The organism is Nocardia sp. CA-290969 (genome assembly GCF_050936135.1).
GTDB lineage: Bacteria > Actinomycetota > Actinomycetes > Mycobacteriales > Mycobacteriaceae > Nocardia.
On the sequence record NZ_JBNJNJ010000001.1, the window covers coordinates 7,354,950 to 7,371,746 of the forward strand.

Sequence of the window (16,797 nt, forward strand, 5' to 3'; positions counted from 1 at the left end):
CGCATTCGTCTGGACTGGGGGCGATGTGGGTGTGTGCGTACTAGGCGGTTTTCTCGGTGGTGAGGCGGCGGTGTATGCCGTCGAGGAGGGCGCCCAGGCCGAATTCGAAGCTGGTGTCGGGGCTTTCGTTGTAGCCGGTTACGGTGGCCGATTCGATGCGGGCTCGTAGGCGAGGGAAGTGGCGGGCTACCGCGGTGGCGGATTCGAGGGCTTCGGCGAGTTTCGCGTCCGGATCGCCGCCCTTGGCGGACAGCCTGCGGCGGAGGGAGATGTTCGCGGCAGCGCCGACGGAATTGCCCAGGACGAACATGAAGACCGCGGCTGCGGCGCGGTCGGCGTCGGCGGGGGTGAAGCCGGCGTTGTCGTAGACGGCGAGTACGTGATCGTCGTGGCGGGATTTGTTCTCGCCGTACAGCAGATACGACGCCTGGGCCTGTACCAGCCACGGGTGGCGGTTCATCATCTCGTACATGCCGGTGGCCATGGTTTCTGCCGCGGTGCGCCAGTCCATGGTGGTCAGGTCGGGGAGGGTGATTTCGGCCCAGACCGCGTCGGCGGCGAGACGGACCAGGTTGTCCTTGTTCTGGACGTGCCAGTACATCGCCGTGGGTGCCGAGTCGAGACGTTTCCCCAGGCTGCGCATATTGAGCCCGTCGAGCCCTTCCTCGTCGAGAAGTCGGATGGCGGTGCTGACGATCTGATCGCGGGTGAGGGAGTCGCGGGACATGGGACAACTCTAGGGTGTCCGGCGTGATCCGCTTGTACTAAGTTCAAGTAGTCTCTTGCACTTAGTTCAAGTCGTGCGCTACGGTACTTTTACTTAGTTCAAGTCGGCGGGCAGCCGCCGGACGATAGGGGAACAGATCATGAACGTCATCGTCACCGCTCTCGCTGCGGCCATTGCCGCGGCGTTCGTCAGCATCCCGCTGGTGCGGCACCGGTACGGTGCGGCGGCCATGGCGAGTGCGCAGAACGAGCTGGCGCGTCAGGGTGTGCGGACAACCGCGCTGCGCGAGAACGGAATGCGGTTCGATGCCAGTGGGCACGAATGGGCGGCGCCGGCCGCAATCGCCACCGTGCTGTTCACTGTCGCCGGTGTCAACCTGGCGGACGTCGAATGGGCGCCTGCACTGAATCTGGTCGTATTCGCTCTGGTGCTGGCCGGCAACGGTGTCATCGTCTACAGCAATGCCACCGCCGCGAAATCGGTGCGCGCGGCATTTCTCCGCAAGAACGATCCGGAGTTGATGCGAGTGGATGTGCCGGTGCTGCTGAAGGCGGCCGAAGCCGGGTTCCCGGAGTGGACCTGGACCCTGCAGACCATCCGCAACGTGGTGGTGTTCGGCGCGGCGACGCTCGGAATCCTGGTGGTGCTCTTCGGGTGACCGTGCGATTGGAAACCCACGGCCCGCTCCGCACCGGGAGCGGGCCGATCGGCGTTCTCAGGTCCGCGCGACGCTTTCGGCCGGCGCCTCGGCGGTTTCCTCGCCGGCCTCCGCGGGCACCGGCCGGGGCCGGGGGTTTCCGGTGCGGGCGTGGGTGGCGTAAAGCGTCAGGCCGACGAAAGCCAGACCACCTACGAGATTGCCGATGACCGTGGGAATCTCGTTCCAGATCAGATAATCGCCGATGGAGAAATCACCGCCCAGTAGCAGGCCGGAGGGGAACAGGAACATATTCACGATCGAATGCTCGAAACCCATGTAGAAGAACAACATGATCGGCATCCACATGGCGATCACCTTGCCGGATACCGAGGTCGACATCATGGCCGCGACCACACCGGTGGAAACCATCCAATTGCACAGCACGCCACGAATGAACAGCGTGAGCATGCCGGCGGCGCCGTGATCGGCATAGCCGACCGTGCGCGATACACCGATTTCGCCGAGTTTCTGGCCGACTTCGTTGGGGTCCATCGAGAATCCCATGGTCACGATGACCGCCATCATTACGGCAACCGTGAACGCCCCGGCGAAATTGCCGACGAAGACGAGGCCCCAGTTACGCAGGACCGCACGCCAGTTCACGCCCGGGCGTTTATCGATCCAGGCCAGCGGGACCAACGTGAAAACGCCGGTCAGCAGGTCGAAGCCCAGCAGGTACAGCAGGCAGAAACCGACCGGGAACAGTACCGCGCCGAGTAATGCCTCGCCCGTCTGCACCGTGATCGTGACGGCGAACGCGGCGGCGAGCGCCAGAATCGCGCCGGCCATATAGGCGCGGATCACTGTATCGCGGGTGGACATGAAGGCTTTCGCCTCGCCGGCGTCGATCATTTTGCCGACGAATTTCGTCGGCTCGAGGTACGACATGACACGCGTCCTTCGCTCGTAGTGCTCGTAGGCGCAGTGTGCGATGCCGGTATTTCCCGGTCGTATCGACTCGGCCGCGTAGGTGTTACCGGGCGCTCACAGCAACGGCGGTTACCGCCTGATGTCCGGTTCTGTGGTCGGCGACCGGATGTTTCGGTGCGGTGAACAATGCGATCCCGGGCCGGTCGGAATCGCGCGGCGGTGGCAGGCTTTCGATGATTCCCGTCGTTACGAAGCCAGGAGTGGGCATGGAACCGATCATGAGCAAGAGCGCCGCCGCCGATCTCGTTGTCGCGGCACGTATTCGGCGGGGGCTTTCCTGGGCCGATATCGCCGAGGCGCTCAGTGCTCCGCTGGTCTGGACTACGGCCGCGCTGCTCGGGCAGCATCCGATGACGGCCGAACAGGCCCGCAAGGTTTGTGACCTGCTCGGCCTCGGCGATGCGGTCGCGGAAAGCCTGAGCCTGCAGCCCGCGCGCGGCGCCGATCCGGCGCTCATGAGCGATCCCACGATCTACCGATTCGTGGAGGCCATCTCCGTGTACGGCCCGGCACTCAAGGAGCTGATCCACGAGGAGTTCGGGGACGGGATCATGAGCGCGATCAACTTCAAGGTCGATTTCGCGCGGCGGCCGGATCCCGACGGTGACCGGGTGGTCATCACCTTCGACGGGAAGTTCCTCGACTACCGCTGGTGAGGTCCGCCAGCGGCCGGGAAACCACGCCGCGGCTCACCGCTCGCTGTCCAGTGTGGCCATCAGCGGCTCCGGGTACCGGCTGCCGTTCACCGCGGCGGCCGGTACGGCTTCGGCGATGGCCTCCTGTTCGGCCGGCGTGAGCGACACTGCCGCGGCGGCGATCGACTCCGCCCAGCGGCGCGCGCTGCGGGTACCGATGAGCGGGACGATATCGTCGCCGCGGCTCAGCACCCAGGCGATCGCGAGTTGCGCGGTGGTGACACCCTTCTGCGCGGCGAGACCGGCCAGTGTGTCGACGAGCTTCAGGTTGGCCGCCAGATTCTCGCCCTGGAACCGGGGAGTGCCGGCGCGGAAATCGGCGACCGCGGTCGCGCCGCGCAGCGAATCGGTGAGCAGCCCGCGGCTGAGCACACCATAGGCGGTGATCCCGATCCCGAGTTCGCGGCAGACGGGCAGGATCTCGGCCTCGATACCGCGGGTGAACAGCGAATACTCGACCTGCAGGTCGGTGATCGGGTGTACCGCGGACGCCCGGCGCAGGGTTTCCGCGCCCACCTCGGAGAGCCCGATATGCCGGACGTATCCCGCCTCGATCAGCTCGGCGATCGCGCCCACGGTGTCCTCGATCGGCACCGCGGGATCCAGGCGTGCCGGGCGGTAGATATCGATGTAGTCCACGCCGAGCCGGCGCAGGCTGTAACTCAGGAAGTTCTTCACCGCGGCCGGGCGGGTGTCCATACCTTGCCAGCTCATATCCGGGCCGAGCATGCCGCCGAACTTCACACTGAGGGTGATCTCCTCGCGCGCCCGGCCGGCGATTGCCCGGCCGACCAGCATCTCGTTGTGGCCGCTACCGTAGAAATCGCCGGTATCGATCAGGCCGGTGCCGGAATCGAGTACGGCATGAATGGTGGCGATCGATTCCGCCTCGTCGGCGGGACCATACGTGCCAGAGAGCCCCATCGCACCGAATCCGATCCGGCCGACCGTGGGCCCGGTGCCGCCCAACCGCGTGCCCTGCATCTGTGTGTTCGTCATGCAGTCCACACTGGTGACCCGGCCGCGTCGGTGGCAGAGATGCTTTATCGGGGGAGTGGCGGTCCCTGGCTCGCCGCGCCGGGTTGCGCCACAGTGGAGGGATGGATCGCAGCGAACTCGCCGATTTCCTCCGCCGCCGCCGCGACCAGCTGTCACCCGAGGAGGTCGGGCTGCCGGCCGGTGTGCGCCGCCGGACACCGGGGCTGCGCCGCGACGAGGTCGCGCAACTCGCCGGGATCTCCACCGACTACTACACGCGCCTGGAGCAGGCTCGGGGTCCCCGGCCGTCCACGCAGGTCCTCGCCGCCCTCACCCGGGCCCTGCGGTACACCAGCGACGAACGCGATCACGTCTATTTCCTGTGCGATCAGACACCGCCGGGGCGTACCGGGCCGGACAAACATGTCGGACCCGCGATGATGCATGTGCTGGCGAAACTGGACGACACCCCCGCGGCCGTGATCACCGATCTCGGCGAAACCCTCGTGCAGAACCGGATGCACATCCTGCTGATCGGTGATCAGACCCGGATGCCCGGCAGGAATCGGTTTCATACCTGGCGCTGGTTCACCGACCCGGCGGTCCGGGATATGTTCCCCGCCGCGGATCTGGACCGGATGTCGCGCCACCAGGTAGCCGATCTGCGTGCTACCGCGGCGCGGCGGGCGAAGGACGCCGAGGTGCTCGATCTCGTCGGCGCGCTGCGTGCGGCCAGCCCCGAATTCGACCGGCTCTGGAACGAACACACGGTGCAGGTGCGGGTTTCCGATGTGAAGAGCATCGTGCACCCGGAGGTCGGCGTGATCGATTTCGACTGCGAAACCCTGCTCACCACCAGCGCCACCCAGCGGCTGCTGATCTACCGCCCCCGGCCGGGCACCGACTCCGCGGAGAAGCTGGAACTGCTCCGCGTCATCGGTACCCAGCGCCTCGACGGCGCAGAACCGCCGGTTCAGCTGCGTCCGACCGCGCTGCCCGATCAGCGTCCGACCGCGCTGCCCGATCAGCGGCGGGCCGCGCTGCCCGAGTAGCGGCCGCCGCGGTTTCCGGACAGCACGGCGGCAGTGGTATCCGATCAGCACGCGCCCCCTCAGCACTCGCAGCAGTGACGGATTCTCGTCTGGTCGCGGTCTCGGGTGCGCGACCTGACGCGGTGCCGGGTGCGCGACCTGCCGCGGTGCCGGATGCGAGGTTCGTCGCGGTGCCGGGGTGCGTGACTCGGCGCGCGGGTGACGCGAATTGCGGTGGCGGCCGGCGCCCCGACGGGTCGCTGGGGCGAGTTGTCCTATTCGCGGCCGGCGGAGGTGAAAGACATATCCGCGTAGCGCGGGCCGGCCACCTGTCCGGCGATGGGTTCCAGCCGGGCCAGTTCGCCGGCGCTGAGCGTGACGGTCGCCGCCGCCACGTTCTCGGCGAGCCGGGTGCGGCGGCGGGTGCCCGGAATCGGCACCACCGGCAACCCGTGCGCCTGCGCCCGCGACTGTACCCAGGCCAGCGCGACCTGTGCGGGCGTCAGCCCCCGATCTTCGGCGATGGCGTGCAGGGGTGCCAGCAGGGCGGCGTTGTGGGCCGCGTTGTCGCCGGTGAACCGCGGCATATGGCGCCGGAAATCGGTGTCGTTCAGTTCTCCGGCCTGCGCGAACGACCCGGTGAGGAAACCCCGGCCGAGCGGCGAGTAGGGCACGAAGGTGACACCCAGTTCGGCCGCCGCGGGCACCGCCGTGCGTTCGACGTCCCGGGAGAACAGCGACCACTCCGATTGCACCGCGGCGATCGGATGGACCGCGTGTGCCGCACGGAGTTCATCGCCGGTGACCTCGGATAGCCCGAGGGCGCGCACCTTGCCCTGCTGGACGAGTTGGGCCATCACCCCGACGGTCTCCTCGATCGGGACCGCCGGGTCGCGCCGGTGCATGTAATACAGGTCGATGGTGTCGATACCCAGCCGGCGCAGGCTGGCGTCCACCGCGTCGCGAATATAGCCGGGTGAATTGTCGATTCCGCGATAGTGCGGATCATCCGCCTTGCGGACGATGGCGAATTTGGTGGCGAGCACGACATTGTCACGATTCGCCCGGACGAAATCGCTGAGGAATTCCTCGTTGTCGCCGGAGCCGTAGATATCGGCGGTATCGAAGAGCGTGACACCGAGTTCGAGCGCGCGGTCCAGGGTGGCGCGGGATTCTGCACGGTCGCTGGGGCCGTAGAACTCGCTGATGCCCATACAGCCCAAGCCCTGTATACCGACCTGGATCCCGGCGGAACCCAGCGGGGCGGTCGGCAGTGTTGCGGAGGTGGTCATTCGCTCATATCCCTTCACGATGCTGCGTTATCGGGTGACCGGGCGGGCGTGCTGTGCTCTTCGTAGAGCGCGATCTTGTGATCGAGTACCGCCACGGTCTTGTGCAGTTCGGCGATTCGGTCGAGGACTTCGGCGCGGGTCGCCCGGAACATCGCGAGCCGTTCCGGAATCGTGTTTTCACCGGCCCGGACGAGCTCCGCGTAGCGGATCATGTCCGCTACCGACATACCGGTCGTGCGCAACCGGGTGATCAGCGTCAGCCATTCCAGGTCGCGATCGCTGAACCGGCGTCTACCGGTGTGGTCGCGGCCGATATGGGACAGCAGGCCGATGCGCTCGTACCAGCGCAGCGTGTCCTGGCTGAGCCCGCAGTGCCGGGCCGCCGCGCTGATCGTATGCCGGGGAGCATCCCGGCCGGGTTCGTCACCGGTCGGTGCGGACAGGCTCACGGGCAAATCCTTCGTATCTAAATCCGGTGTGCCTCATGGCTTTTCATGAAGATCCACCCGTTCTGATCGTCGAACACCGATAACGCTAATCACCTGGAGTGGACTCCAGGCAAGCGGTGATCGGAAACTCAGGCCCGATACCGTCGGCCGCGGGGTTTCAGCTGCCCACCGGGCAGCGGCGGGGCCGGAATGCGTTGTTCGCGGGTGTGGCCGGCGATATCACCGAAGCGGGCGGTGTCGTGCTGCTCCCAGTCCGTGCGGGCCGCGGCGATCTCCGCGTGCTCCCGGCCGACGAAGTTCCACCACATCACCAGTTCCTCGGCCAGCGGCTCCCCGCCGATCAGCGCGAACCGCGCACCGGAGGCGCTGGACAGTTCCAGCTCCGTGCGACCGGTACCCAGATACAGCAGCGGGCCGGGTGCCATCTCGGTACCGGCCACGGTCACCGCGCCGTCCACCACGAGGACCGCGTATTCGAACTCCGGGTTCGTCCGCAGGGTGGTCGTGGTGGCCGGATCGATTTCGATATCGGCGCCGACCAGCGGGGTGTAGATCATCGCCGGTGAGGTCACGCCCGCCAGCGTTCCGAGCAGCACGGTGGCCCGCAGGCCCGGTTCCCGGTGCACCGGCAGGTCGCGGTGCTGCTCGAAATGCGGCGCGATATCGCGGCGTCCGCCGGGCAGCGCGATCCACAGCTGCAATCCCCGCCCGGCCGGGGCCTCCGGCACGGTGTACTCCGAATGTGCGATCCCGTGGCCGGAAGTCATCAAGTTGAGCTGACCGGGTGCGATCAGCACATCCGAACGGACCGAATCGCGATGCCTGATCATGCCCTCGAACGGCCACGTGACCGTCTGCAGCCCGATATGCGGGTGCGGGTCGATATCGGGCGGCAGGCCGGTGGTGGTCACCGTGGGAGCGCCGAAATAGTCCAGGAAGCACCAGGCCCCTACGGTCGGCAGGTCCCGTTGCGGGAGGGTGCGCTCGACATATGTCCCGCGCACCCCACCCAGCGGCACCTCGCGGGCGGGGAACAGTTCGGTCACCGGCCCCGGGCCACGCACCGGTTCACACAGCGTTTCGGCCGGGTGGGGGTCGAGATCACTCACCGTCGATGCCGGTCACATGCGCGGAGTACTCGGGATGCCGCTCCAGATAACTCCGGATGAACGGGCATTCGGGCCGGATGGTCCGCTCGCGGTCGATGGTGTCCTTGATCGCGAACCCGGCCAGTTTGCTGCCCAGGCCCTTGCCCTCGAACGCCGAATCGACCTCGGTATGGGTGAAAACGGTTTCCGTGCCACGTTCGGTGTACTCGGCGAAACCGGCGAGATCGCCGCCGTAGAACACCTCGTAGCGGTTCTTGTCCGGATTGCGGACGACTGTGCTCTGCTCCGTTGCCTCGGTCATCTCCGCACTTCCTCTCGGTCGCAGGTACCTCGCCCGGCGGCGCGGCCGGCCACCGTAGCGCCCAGCGCCAGCGTACTCAGCCGAGCGCACCGGGCGCGACGGCCGGATCCCTGCGCCCACCAGCGCATCCGGTGCCGAGCACGTAGCCTTGGGATATGGCGAAGGAAATCGACCGGATCCGGGCGCGTTCGGCCTGGGCCACGGTCAAGGAGAGCCCGGTGATCACCGCGATCGCGGTGGCGCCGATCGTCGTGGTGTTCGGCTTGGTCTGGTGGCTGATCGGCGGCTGGGCGGCATTCCTGCTGCTGGTGCTGCTCGGTGCCGGGGCGGTATTCGGCGGCAAACTCCTGCGCTGAGCGGGGGTGGATCCGCTGTGCAGGCAGCCGCGAAACCGACGGCGACGGGAGCGAGCCGCCCGGGCCCGGGCGATCGCGTCCGCTCAGCGCGGGACGTGGAAGGTGACCAGCTCGCCCGCGCCGGGACGGACATCGTCCCAGCCCGGTGCGAAGCGCAGCACCGCAAGCGCCGAGGTCGGGAATTTGCGGCTGAGCCGCAGGGCATCCTCGGTGTCGTGCTCGGCGGCGAGGTCCCACGCGGTCCACGGCATGCCCGGCGAGTGCCCGATCACCAGCAGCGTCGACACCGCCGGATCGGTCAGCTGGACCAGTTCGATCAGCCGGTCGGCTTCCGCCTCGTAGATTCCGGCGTCGTATTCGACCGGCGCGTCGATCGCGGTGGCGGCGAGAGTTTCGCGGGTGCGGGTCGCGGTCGAACAGCGCACCGCGTCGATGGGCGGCTGGGTCGCCCGCAGCCAGTCCCCGGCCAGCGCCGCCTCGCGTTGCCCGCGCGGCGCGAGCGGGCGTTCGTGATCGTCGATACCGGGTGGGTACGCCGATTTTCCGTGCCGCATCAAGATCAGGGTCCGGGTCATGGGACCACCGTAAGCACCCTCCGTGCGGAGACACATAACACACTCGAGGCAAACTGAAAGCGGCGTCACAATGGAGGAGTGGCCCGGCGACCCCGGTCCGCGCCCGTTCGTCTCGCCCTGCCCACCGTGACCCGGAAGGCACCAGCCCGCACATAAGTCTCGAGGATCTGCACAAATATGGCCTACGTAATCACGCAGCGTTGTTGTAACGATGCCAGCTGCGTTTCCGAGTGCCCGGTCGACTGCATCCGCCCGACTCCGGACCAGCCGGAATTCGCCACGACCGAAATGCTCTACATCGACCCCGACACCTGCATCGACTGCGGTGCCTGCGTCGACGCGTGCCCGGTGGAGGCCATCTTCTCCGAAGACGATCTCTCCGCGTCGCTGGCCCGCTTCCGCGATATCAATGCCGCCTGGTTCGAGCGGCATCCACTGGAATCCAACCTGGATCCGATCGCCACCCCGGTACGCCCGCCCAAGGAGCTGGGTACGCTGCGGGTCGCGATCGTGGGTGCCGGCCCGGCCGCCGCCTACGCGGCCGACGAACTGCTGCGCCGCTGCGATGTCGAGGTGGAGATGTTCGACCGGCTGCCCACGCCGTGGGGGCTGGTGCGGGCCGGTGTGGCACCCGATCATCCCGGTACCAAGACGGTGGCGGGGATGTTCGAATCGGCGTTCCGCCGTGACACCCTTCAGTACTACCTGAACGTCGAGGTCGGTAAGCACATCAGTCACGAGGAACTGCTGGCGCACCATCACGCCGTCCTCTACGCGGTGGGTGCCTCCTCGGATCGGCGGATGGGGGTGCCGGGAGAGGATCTGCCGGGCAGCCATTCCGCCACCGAGTTCGTGGCCTGGTACAACGGGCATCCCGACTACGCCGACCGCAGCTTCGACCTGTCCGGTGAGCGGGCGATCATCGTCGGCAACGGCAATGTCGCGCTCGATGTGGCCCGGGTACTCACCGTGCACCCCGACGAGCTGGCCAAAACCGATATCGCCGACCACGCCCTCGCCGCCCTGCGCGAGAGCAATATCCGCGAAGTCGTGGTCCTGGGCCGGCGTGGGCCGTTGCAGGCCGCCTACACCTCGCCGGAGTTCCTGGCGCTGGCGCACCTGTCCGGTGTGGACGTGGTGATCGACCCGGCCGAGCTGAAACTCGACCCGGTTTCCCAGGCCCTGCTCGACGACCCGGAGGTCGAGCCGTCACTGCGGCTCAAGTACACCCTGGCCGAGGAGTTCGCGGCGAAGCCGCCGGCCGAGGGCAACAAGCGGATCGTGTTCAAGTACCTGGCGTCGCCGACGGCGGTGCTCGGCACGGACAAGGTCGAGGGCCTGGAGTACGCGCACAACGAACTGGTCGATATCGACGGTGTGCTCAACGCCCGCGCCACCGACCGCACCTCCGGCTTGGACGCCTCGCTGGTGCTGCGCTCGATCGGCTACCGCGGTCAGCCCGTACCGGATCTTCCGTTCGACGAAACGCGTGCGGTGGTGCCGAACGAACACGGCCGGGTCACCGGTCCCGACGGCACCCCACTGCCCGGCGTGTACGTCAGCGGCTGGATCAAGCGTGGCCCGCGCGGTGTGATCGGCTCGAACCGGATCGATTCCGAGGAAACGGTCGAAGGGCTGATCGCCGATTTCATGGCGGGCAAATTGGCCGCGCCCACCGCGGATCGGGACGCATTGCGCGCCCTGGTGCTGGAACGGCAGCCGGACCTGGTGGACCGGATCGGCTGGAAGTCGATCGACCAGGCCGAACGTGGCGCCGGTAAGGCCGCGGGCCGTCCGCGGGTCAAGTTCACCACCCACCCGGATCTGCTGCGGGCCGCCAAGGGCGAGTGAGGTCGCGCATCTCGGTGCGCGGGGAACCGAACCCCGCGCACCGGGGCGCGGTTACAGCGGCGCGATCCGGACGACGGTCGTGGTCGTGCCGTCCACCACGAACCACAGCCGCAGCGTGGGCCGGCCGTGGGAGCGGTCGCCCGGTTCGTACCGGCTGCGGACGGTGATGTGCTGGCGGGCCAGCACCGGCGCCACATATTCGATAACGGCGCGGTGCGGACCGCTCACCAGCTTGGGATAGTCCACCAGGTACTGCTCCACGGCCTGCCAGTAGCAGGCGTTGTTCACGTGGTTGTACTGGTCGATATCGGTGGCTCGCAGCGGGAACGGCAGATCGGTATCGGATTCCGGCGGTGTGGGGTCGGTGAGCCACGGCCGCCACCGCAGCCGCTGCTCGGCGGTGGTCTGCGACAGATACGCCAGGCCCGCGTCGCTGATCCGGGCGGGCATATTGTTGGCTTCGTTGATCTTGATCCAGAAGCCTTCGGTCTCGATCAGACCGCCGCGGTCACTGGTGATCCGGACCCGCATATTCGACCAGCGGGTCGACATACTGGAACACCAGCGCTGGAGACGCACATGGTCGGGCCACAGGACCGGCCGGATCACATCGACCACGGTGCGCCGGATGATCCAGCTCGGGTCGGTCTGCTCCAGAATGGATTGCTGCAGGTGTTCCCAGGCGATGTCCTGGAGGTAGCGGGCGATGCCGTCGAGGCGCACGCGGTTGTAGGGATCCACGTCGCCGGCTCGCACCGGCCACGCCGAGACGAATCCCATACCCTCCTGGGGAAGCGGGGCGAGTGGCTGATCGAGTGACACTGGTGCTCCTCGCGCGGCGGGTCGGGCCGCGGTACTTCTTCCGAGTTTCCTGTGAGAAGACTTTACGGTGGAGTGCGGAACCGGTCGTGGGTGGTGGTCAGTAGCCGACGTAGCCGGTGCCGTTGGACACGCCGACCACACCGGGCACATTGCTCAGCGAGCCGTACCGTTCGATGGCGTAGCGGGTGCCGGCGATGATGTTGTCGACCGGGTTCCAGATATCGGTATGCCCGGGCAGGGCATAGGAATTGAAGGTCGGGTCGATGGTCTGCATGAGGCCCTTGGACGGGATGCCGGCGGCGGCATTGCTGTCCCAGAGGTTGATCGCGTGCGGATCGCCGCCGGATTCGCGCTCGATGATCAGGGCGATGATCGCGGCCTCGGAATCGTCGATGTCGTAGCCGTTCTCGCGGAGCTTCCGGATGGCCTCGTCGATCCAGGCCTTCTGGTCCCCGGTGGGCATGGTGGTGGGGACCCCGGCCGCCGCCGGGCTGCCCATTCCGGCGGCGGTGCCGTCGCCCATCAGCGAACTGCTCGGCGAACCCGTGGGGGCCGCAGTGCCGTTCGGCGCGCTACCCGTATCCGCCGGGGTCGTGGCGGCCGGGGCGGTGGCGACGGGGACCTCCGGCGGCGCGGTGTTCAGGGTGGGTTCGCCCAGGCCGTTGTAGGCGGTCTCCAATTCGGTCACCGCCTGCTGGACCGCGGTGACCGCCCGGTTCGCCGTATCCTCGGCCGTCTTCAGGGCGCTGACGATATTCCACTGATGGGTCGCCGCCACCAGGCGCTGGCCGAGTTCGGCGTTCTGCACTTCGGGGGAATCGGCGGGCTTACCGGAGGTCGAGCGCAGATGGTCGATCCGGGCCTGCGCGCTGACCGTGCCGTCGTCGGCCACCTCGAACGCGGGCATCGGCGGCAGTGCGGTATCGCGCGCCGCGTCGCGCATACGCAGCACCTTGTTCTTGGCCTCGATCAGATTCGTGACCTCGGTGCGCAGCGCGGTCTCGAGTTTCAGCAGGGCCGCGCTCACCGCCCCGGAGCGGGTGCGCTCAGTATCCATCCGGGTGTTCGCGGCGGTGCCCGCGGCGCCGGACCAGTTCAGTGCCCGGGTGTTCGTGACGGCGGTGCCGGTGAGCTGGTCCAGCCGCACCGACACGGTGTTCGCGTGGCCGGCGGCGGTGGTGAGCAGGTCGGGCTGCCACTGTTCGACATTGCCGATGGTGAGGGTCATGCGGGGAGATCCAGTCCGACGGTGGTGAGCGTCGCGGTGAACTCCGATTCGCTCATCTCGTAGGCCCCCGCATCGTTGCGCAACTGCCCGGCGACCGTGGTGAGCCGCTCGCCGATCCGTTGTAACGCGGAACCGGTGAGATCACCCGCACGCTGCGCCGGCGCCGCGAACCCGGTGCCCGGCAACGCGCCGGCCGCAGCCGCGAACACCTCGTCCGCGCGCAGCGCGCCGACCTCGCCCGCTTCCGTTTCCAATTGTCCCGCGAAAGTACGTAGCGTTTCCGGATCCACCCGCACAGTCGAAGCAGGCGTACCGGTTTCCCCTTCGCTCATGACTCCCCCATGATTCCCGCCCGATGGTGATGCGGCTCAGTTTAAACCGGGGGATGGACTTCCGTCCGCTGCGGCGGATAGTTTGATGTGGACGGGTGGATTGGTACATAACTACCGGCGCGTCTCATGCGAGCCGGTGAGCGAACAGAGAGGTCGGCATATGCGCGCAGCTCAGGTCAGCAAACTCGAGGGGCCGGAAGCGATCGAGATCGTCGACATCCCGGAACCGGCGCCGTTGCCCGGCGGGGTCGTCATCGACGTCCACGCGGCCGGGGTCGCGTTCCCGGACGTGCTGATGACCCGCGGCCTGTACCAGATGAAACCCGAGATGCCGTTCGTCGTCGGCGGTGAGGTCGCCGGTGTGGTCCGGGAAGCTCCGGAGGGCTCGCATGTGCAAGCGGGCGACCGGGTCTGCGCATTGACCATGCTGGGCAACGCCATGGCCGAGGTGACCACGACCGCGGCCGAGATGGTTTTCAAACTCCCCGACAACATCTCCTTCGAGGCGGGCGCCGGGATCCTCTTCAACGATCTCACCGTGCATTTCTGCCTGCGTAACCGCGGCCGGCTCGCCGCGGGCGAATCCGTCCTGGTGCACGGCGCCGCCGGCGGGATCGGCACCTCGACCCTGCGCATGGCGGCCGCCCTCGGTGCCGGGCAGGTGATCGCGGTGGTCAGCACGGAGGAAAAGGCCGAGATCGCCCGGGCGCACGGCGCCACCGATGTCGTGCTCACCGACGGCTGGCTCGACCGCGTCAAGGAACTCACCGGCAACCGCGGCGTGGATATCGTGCTCGACCCGGTGGGCGGCGACCGTTTCACCGACAGCATCCGCTCGCTGGCACGCGGCGGCCGACTGCTGGTGGTCGGATTCACCGGCGGCGATATCCCCACCGTGAAGGTGAACCGCCTGCTGCTGAAGAACGTCGAGGTCGTCGGCGCCGGCTGGGGTGAATGGATGCTGTCGAATCCGGGTTACCTGGCCGAGCAGTGGGCCGAGGTGGAACCGCTGTTCGCGGCGGGCAAGATCGCGCCTCCGCAGCCGCGGCTCTACCCGCTGGAGCAGGCCGCGCAGGCGGTGGCCTCGCTGGAAACCCGGGCCGCCACGGGCAAAGTCGTGGTCACCCTGCGCTGAAACGCGCACCGGCGGCGCGGGATCCACGGGCGACCTGCGCCGCCGCCGGGCACCGGGATTCGTCGGTATTGTTCACGTCATGCGGATCAGGTCGGCGATAGTCCTCGGGTTAACCGCGGCGTTTGCTCTGACGGGGTGTGGTTCCGATCCCGGCTCCGAAGAAGCCGAAGGCCCCCGCGGACCCGCTCCGAAAGTCGCCGCACTGGGTCCGTTCGTGGGGGAATGCGGGCATGTCACCGACGACGAGGTCCGCGATATCGGGGGGCTCGGCCAGATCACGCAATCGTTCAAGAACGCGGTCGGCTGCAACTGGCAGTCCGGCGGGCTGGGTGGCGCGTCGATCACCTTCGCGTCGTACCGGGGCAGTCCGCTGGAACGGGAGAAGGCGTGGGTCACCACGCACGGCCGGCCCCCGGAGCCGATCACCGTGGGCGGGCGCAACGGTTTCGCGGCGCTGGATCCGCGCGGCCGGATCTGTGATCTGGCGGTACAGCTCGACGACGATTTCTTCGAGTGGTCGACGGCGCTCGGTAGCTACAGCGATCTCGGCGGCAATCCGTGTGACCGCAGCCGCGCGCTCGCCGAACTGACCATCGAGCGGCTGGAGTGATGACATTGCGTGCACTTCTCGCCCGCGGCCGCCGGCTGCGCACCGCGGCCGCCGCGGCGGCGATCCTGGTGACGGCCGCGGCCGGCGCGGGCTGCGGCAGCACGGTCCAGGGGACGGCGCTGCCGGTGGGTGGCGGGGAAACCGTGAACACCGAACAGATCGACAAACTGCTGCGCGAATGCGATGTGGTGACCGATCAGCAGATCATCGACGCGCTCGGCGGCAACACCTACATCTCCGACTCCTTCTTCGGTGCGGTGTGCATGTGGGATATCGGCGGCGGGTCCGGGATGCTCACGCTGAACTGGTACGAGAACGGATCCCTGCGCAACGAACAGGCGACCAACGACAAACTCGGCTACACCACCACCAAGACCACGGTCCAGGGCACGATCGCACTGGAGGTCCGCCGCCCCAACGACCCCAACTCCTGCGGGATGACCGCCAGCGCCGCCGACTCCGGAGTGATCGGCTGGTGGGTGAACTCCTCTCCGGGCGGTGGCGCCGACCCGTGCGCGGCCGCGAAGAAACTCTTGGAGCTGACCCTCAACATCGCTCGATAGGGTTGAGTCCCCACCCTGTTTTGACCGTATTCGCTGGGTCCGAGTACAGTGGACGGCTGTGCCCGGAAGGATACGGGCAAGTTCGAGCGCAGACGTAGGCCAGCGAGAGCGGCTGACGATTCCAGCGTGCCTGTAAATCGGGCCCTGAACTGCGCACGACACGCCCGACCTCGGGACGCGAGAAACGTGGTTGGACGTGCGGGTGAAAGCTCGATGAACAGACCTGACACCGCCAGAACCGATTAAAGGAAAGCCGGTCTATGCCAACCATCAACCAGCTGGTCCGTAAGGGTCGCCGCGACAAGGTCGCCAAGACCAAGACCGCGGCCCTCAAGGGGAGCCCGCAGCGTCGTGGCGTGTGCACCCGCGTGTACACCACCACCCCGAAGAAGCCGAACTCCGCGCTGCGTAAGGTCGCGCGTGTTCGCCTGACCAGCGCGGTCGAGGTCACGGCCTACATCCCCGGCGAAGGCCACAACCTGCAGGAGCACTCGATGGTGCTCGTCCGCGGCGGTCGTGTGAAGGACCTTCCCGGTGTGCGTTACAAGATCATTCGCGGTTCGCTGGACACCCAAGGTGTGAAGAACCGTAAGCAGGCCCGCAGCCGTTACGGCGCCAAGAAGGAGAAGAGCTGATATGCCGCGCAAGGGCCCCGCTCCCAAGCGTCCGCTGATCAACGACCCGGTCTACGGGTCGCCGCTGGTCACGCAGCTGGTCAACAAGATCCTGCTCGACGGTAAGAAGTCCACCGCCGAGCGCATCGTCTACGGTGCGCTGGAGCAGGCGCGGGAGAAGACCGGCACCGATCCGGTCGTCACCCTCAAGCGCGCGCTGGACAACGTCAAGCCGTCGCTCGAGGTGAAGCCCCGTCGCGTCGGTGGTGCCACCTACCAGGTGCCGGTCGAGGTCCGTCCCGGCCGCGCCAACACCCTGGCCCTGCGCTGGCTGGTGAACTTCTCGCGGGCTCGCCGGGAGAAGACCATGGTCGAGCGCCTGGCCAACGAACTGCTCGATGCCAGCAACGGTCTGGGCGCCTCGGTGAAACGCCGCGAGGACACCCACAAGATGGCCGAGTCCAACCGGGCCTTCGCGCACTACCGCTGGTGATGTCTG

General features: G+C 67.5%; 21 protein-coding genes. 10 read left to right on the forward strand and 11 right to left on the reverse strand.

Annotated features, from left to right (window positions below; all coding sequences use genetic code 11):
* Window positions 1-40 precede the first annotated feature (40 nt).
* Complete coding sequence (locus ACQEVO_RS33820; RefSeq protein WP_432921061.1) at window positions 41-727, reverse strand: TetR/AcrR family transcriptional regulator; 687 nt, start codon at window positions 725-727, stop codon at window positions 41-43.
* A 139-nt stretch (window positions 728-866) separates the two neighbouring features.
* Here ACQEVO_RS33820 and ACQEVO_RS33825 point away from each other — a divergent pair, with 139 nt between their 5' ends.
* Window positions 867-1,385 (forward strand): hypothetical protein, encoded by a 519-nt coding sequence (locus ACQEVO_RS33825; RefSeq protein WP_432921064.1) that lies wholly within the window; start codon window positions 867-869, stop codon window positions 1,383-1,385.
* A gap of 57 nt (window positions 1,386-1,442) precedes the next feature.
* Here the strand turns inward: ACQEVO_RS33825 and ACQEVO_RS33830 are convergent, their stop codons facing one another.
* Entirely contained in the window at window positions 1,443-2,315 is an 873-nt protein-coding gene (locus ACQEVO_RS33830; RefSeq protein WP_432921067.1) for a formate/nitrite transporter family protein, read from the reverse strand.
* Between the two features lie 248 nt (window positions 2,316-2,563).
* On the opposite strand from ACQEVO_RS33830, the gene cynS reads away from it, so the two are divergent.
* Window positions 2,564-3,013, forward strand: coding sequence for a cyanase (cynS, locus tag ACQEVO_RS33835; RefSeq protein ID WP_432921070.1), 450 nt, complete (start codon window positions 2,564-2,566; stop codon window positions 3,011-3,013).
* A gap of 33 nt (window positions 3,014-3,046) precedes the next feature.
* Here the strand turns inward: cynS and ACQEVO_RS33840 are convergent, their stop codons facing one another.
* Window positions 3,047-4,051 carry an aldo/keto reductase gene (locus ACQEVO_RS33840; RefSeq protein ID WP_432921073.1) on the reverse strand — a complete coding sequence of 335 codons (1,005 nt, stop codon included), beginning with the start codon at window positions 4,049-4,051 and terminating at the stop codon, window positions 3,047-3,049.
* 101 nt (window positions 4,052-4,152) lie between these two features.
* On the opposite strand from ACQEVO_RS33840, the gene ACQEVO_RS33845 reads away from it, so the two are divergent.
* On the forward strand, window positions 4,153-5,082 hold the full coding sequence (locus ACQEVO_RS33845) for a helix-turn-helix transcriptional regulator (protein WP_432921076.1): 930 nt from the start codon (window positions 4,153-4,155) through the stop codon (window positions 5,080-5,082).
* Window positions 5,083-5,336: 254 nt separating this feature from the next.
* Here ACQEVO_RS33845 and ACQEVO_RS33850 read toward each other — a convergent pair whose 3' ends face one another.
* The 4 genes from ACQEVO_RS33850 to ACQEVO_RS33865 form a co-directional block, all read right to left on the reverse strand.
* Entirely contained in the window at window positions 5,337-6,353 is a 1,017-nt protein-coding gene (locus tag ACQEVO_RS33850; RefSeq protein WP_432921079.1) for an aldo/keto reductase, read from the reverse strand.
* A gap of 14 nt (window positions 6,354-6,367) precedes the next feature.
* A complete protein-coding gene (locus ACQEVO_RS33855) occupies window positions 6,368-6,802 on the reverse strand; it encodes a MerR family transcriptional regulator (RefSeq protein ID WP_432921082.1) in 435 nt (144 codons plus the stop codon).
* 128 nt (window positions 6,803-6,930) lie between these two features.
* Window positions 6,931-7,911, reverse strand: coding sequence for a pirin family protein (locus tag ACQEVO_RS33860; RefSeq protein ID WP_432921085.1), 981 nt, complete (start codon window positions 7,909-7,911; stop codon window positions 6,931-6,933).
* Window positions 7,904-8,212, reverse strand: coding sequence for a GNAT family N-acetyltransferase (locus tag ACQEVO_RS33865; protein ID WP_432921088.1), 309 nt, complete (start codon window positions 8,210-8,212; stop codon window positions 7,904-7,906). Before ACQEVO_RS33865 ends, ACQEVO_RS33860 begins: the two co-directional genes overlap by 8 nt.
* Before the next feature lie 155 nt (window positions 8,213-8,367).
* On the opposite strand from ACQEVO_RS33865, the gene ACQEVO_RS33870 reads away from it, so the two are divergent.
* On the forward strand, window positions 8,368-8,568 hold the full coding sequence (locus ACQEVO_RS33870; protein WP_280396626.1) for a hypothetical protein: 201 nt from the start codon (window positions 8,368-8,370) through the stop codon (window positions 8,566-8,568).
* Window positions 8,569-8,651: 83 nt separating this feature from the next.
* Here the strand turns inward: ACQEVO_RS33870 and ACQEVO_RS33875 are convergent, their stop codons facing one another.
* Window positions 8,652-9,143: a SixA phosphatase family protein gene (locus tag ACQEVO_RS33875; protein WP_432921093.1), complete on the reverse strand. Its 492-nt coding sequence runs from the start codon at window positions 9,141-9,143 to the stop codon at window positions 8,652-8,654.
* Window positions 9,144-9,320: 177 nt separating this feature from the next.
* Between ACQEVO_RS33875 and ACQEVO_RS33880 the strand changes: the two genes are divergently transcribed.
* Window positions 9,321-10,994: a 4Fe-4S binding protein gene (locus tag ACQEVO_RS33880; RefSeq protein WP_432921096.1), complete on the forward strand. Its 1,674-nt coding sequence runs from the start codon at window positions 9,321-9,323 to the stop codon at window positions 10,992-10,994.
* Between the two features lie 51 nt (window positions 10,995-11,045).
* Here ACQEVO_RS33880 and ACQEVO_RS33885 read toward each other — a convergent pair whose 3' ends face one another.
* The 3 genes from ACQEVO_RS33885 to ACQEVO_RS33895 form a co-directional block, all read right to left on the reverse strand.
* On the reverse strand, window positions 11,046-11,816 hold the full coding sequence (locus ACQEVO_RS33885; protein WP_432921099.1) for an acyl-[acyl-carrier-protein] thioesterase: 771 nt from the start codon (window positions 11,814-11,816) through the stop codon (window positions 11,046-11,048).
* Between the two features lie 97 nt (window positions 11,817-11,913).
* Entirely contained in the window at window positions 11,914-13,044 is a 1,131-nt protein-coding gene (locus tag ACQEVO_RS33890) for a transglycosylase SLT domain-containing protein (RefSeq protein WP_432921102.1), read from the reverse strand.
* Window positions 13,041-13,376, reverse strand: a complete 336-nt coding sequence (locus ACQEVO_RS33895) for a type VII secretion target (RefSeq protein WP_432921105.1) — start codon at window positions 13,374-13,376, stop codon at window positions 13,041-13,043. Before ACQEVO_RS33895 ends, ACQEVO_RS33890 begins: the two co-directional genes overlap by 4 nt.
* 160 nt (window positions 13,377-13,536) lie before the next feature.
* Here ACQEVO_RS33895 and ACQEVO_RS33900 point away from each other — a divergent pair, with 160 nt between their 5' ends.
* The 5 genes from ACQEVO_RS33900 (at window position 13,537) to rpsG (ending at window position 16,791) form a co-directional block, all read left to right on the forward strand.
* Window positions 13,537-14,511, forward strand: a complete 975-nt coding sequence (locus tag ACQEVO_RS33900; RefSeq protein WP_432921108.1) for an NADPH:quinone oxidoreductase family protein — start codon at window positions 13,537-13,539, stop codon at window positions 14,509-14,511.
* 79 nt (window positions 14,512-14,590) lie between these two features.
* Window positions 14,591-15,121, forward strand: a complete 531-nt coding sequence (locus tag ACQEVO_RS33905; RefSeq protein WP_432921111.1) for a DUF3558 domain-containing protein — start codon at window positions 14,591-14,593, stop codon at window positions 15,119-15,121.
* Window positions 15,121-15,684, forward strand: a complete 564-nt coding sequence (locus ACQEVO_RS33910; RefSeq protein ID WP_432921114.1) for a DUF3558 domain-containing protein — start codon at window positions 15,121-15,123, stop codon at window positions 15,682-15,684. The genes ACQEVO_RS33905 and ACQEVO_RS33910 overlap by 1 nt, the downstream gene beginning before the upstream one ends.
* A 260-nt stretch (window positions 15,685-15,944) precedes the next feature.
* Window positions 15,945-16,319, forward strand: a complete 375-nt coding sequence (gene rpsL / locus ACQEVO_RS33915; RefSeq protein WP_014353064.1) for a 30S ribosomal protein S12 — start codon at window positions 15,945-15,947, stop codon at window positions 16,317-16,319.
* Between the two features lies 1 nt (window position 16,320).
* Complete coding sequence (gene rpsG / locus ACQEVO_RS33920) at window positions 16,321-16,791, forward strand: 30S ribosomal protein S7 (protein ID WP_014353063.1); 471 nt, start codon at window positions 16,321-16,323, stop codon at window positions 16,789-16,791.
* Window positions 16,792-16,797 lie beyond the last annotated feature (6 nt).

Excerpts from the sequence above, each read along its gene's own strand:
- ACQEVO_RS33820 (WP_432921061.1), bottom strand. The coding sequence starts at position 727 with ATGTCCCGCGACTCCCTCACCCGCGATCAGATCGTCAGCACCGCCATC.
- ACQEVO_RS33825 (WP_432921064.1), top strand. The coding sequence starts at position 867 with ATGAACGTCATCGTCACCGCTCTCGCTGCGGCCATTGCCGCGGCGTTC.
- ACQEVO_RS33830 (WP_432921067.1), bottom strand. The coding sequence starts at position 2,315 with ATGTCGTACCTCGAGCCGACGAAATTCGTCGGCAAAATGATCGACGCC.
- cynS (WP_432921070.1), top strand. The coding sequence starts at position 2,564 with ATGGAACCGATCATGAGCAAGAGCGCCGCCGCCGATCTCGTTGTCGCG.
- ACQEVO_RS33840 (WP_432921073.1), bottom strand. The coding sequence starts at position 4,051 with ATGACGAACACACAGATGCAGGGCACGCGGTTGGGCGGCACCGGGCCC.
- ACQEVO_RS33845 (WP_432921076.1), top strand. The coding sequence starts at position 4,153 with ATGGATCGCAGCGAACTCGCCGATTTCCTCCGCCGCCGCCGCGACCAG.
- ACQEVO_RS33850 (WP_432921079.1), bottom strand. The coding sequence starts at position 6,353 with ATGACCACCTCCGCAACACTGCCGACCGCCCCGCTGGGTTCCGCCGGG.
- ACQEVO_RS33865 (WP_432921088.1), bottom strand. The coding sequence starts at position 8,212 with ATGACCGAGGCAACGGAGCAGAGCACAGTCGTCCGCAATCCGGACAAG.
- ACQEVO_RS33870 (WP_280396626.1), top strand. The coding sequence starts at position 8,368 with ATGGCGAAGGAAATCGACCGGATCCGGGCGCGTTCGGCCTGGGCCACG.
- ACQEVO_RS33875 (WP_432921093.1), bottom strand. The coding sequence starts at position 9,143 with ATGACCCGGACCCTGATCTTGATGCGGCACGGAAAATCGGCGTACCCA.
- ACQEVO_RS33880 (WP_432921096.1), top strand. The coding sequence starts at position 9,321 with ATGGCCTACGTAATCACGCAGCGTTGTTGTAACGATGCCAGCTGCGTT.
- ACQEVO_RS33890 (WP_432921102.1), bottom strand. The coding sequence starts at position 13,044 with ATGACCCTCACCATCGGCAATGTCGAACAGTGGCAGCCCGACCTGCTC.
- ACQEVO_RS33895 (WP_432921105.1), bottom strand. The coding sequence starts at position 13,376 with ATGAGCGAAGGGGAAACCGGTACGCCTGCTTCGACTGTGCGGGTGGAT.
- ACQEVO_RS33900 (WP_432921108.1), top strand. The coding sequence starts at position 13,537 with ATGCGCGCAGCTCAGGTCAGCAAACTCGAGGGGCCGGAAGCGATCGAG.
- ACQEVO_RS33905 (WP_432921111.1), top strand. The coding sequence starts at position 14,591 with ATGCGGATCAGGTCGGCGATAGTCCTCGGGTTAACCGCGGCGTTTGCT.
- ACQEVO_RS33910 (WP_432921114.1), top strand. The coding sequence starts at position 15,121 with ATGACATTGCGTGCACTTCTCGCCCGCGGCCGCCGGCTGCGCACCGCG.
- rpsL (WP_014353064.1), top strand. The coding sequence starts at position 15,945 with ATGCCAACCATCAACCAGCTGGTCCGTAAGGGTCGCCGCGACAAGGTC.
- rpsG (WP_014353063.1), top strand. The coding sequence starts at position 16,321 with ATGCCGCGCAAGGGCCCCGCTCCCAAGCGTCCGCTGATCAACGACCCG.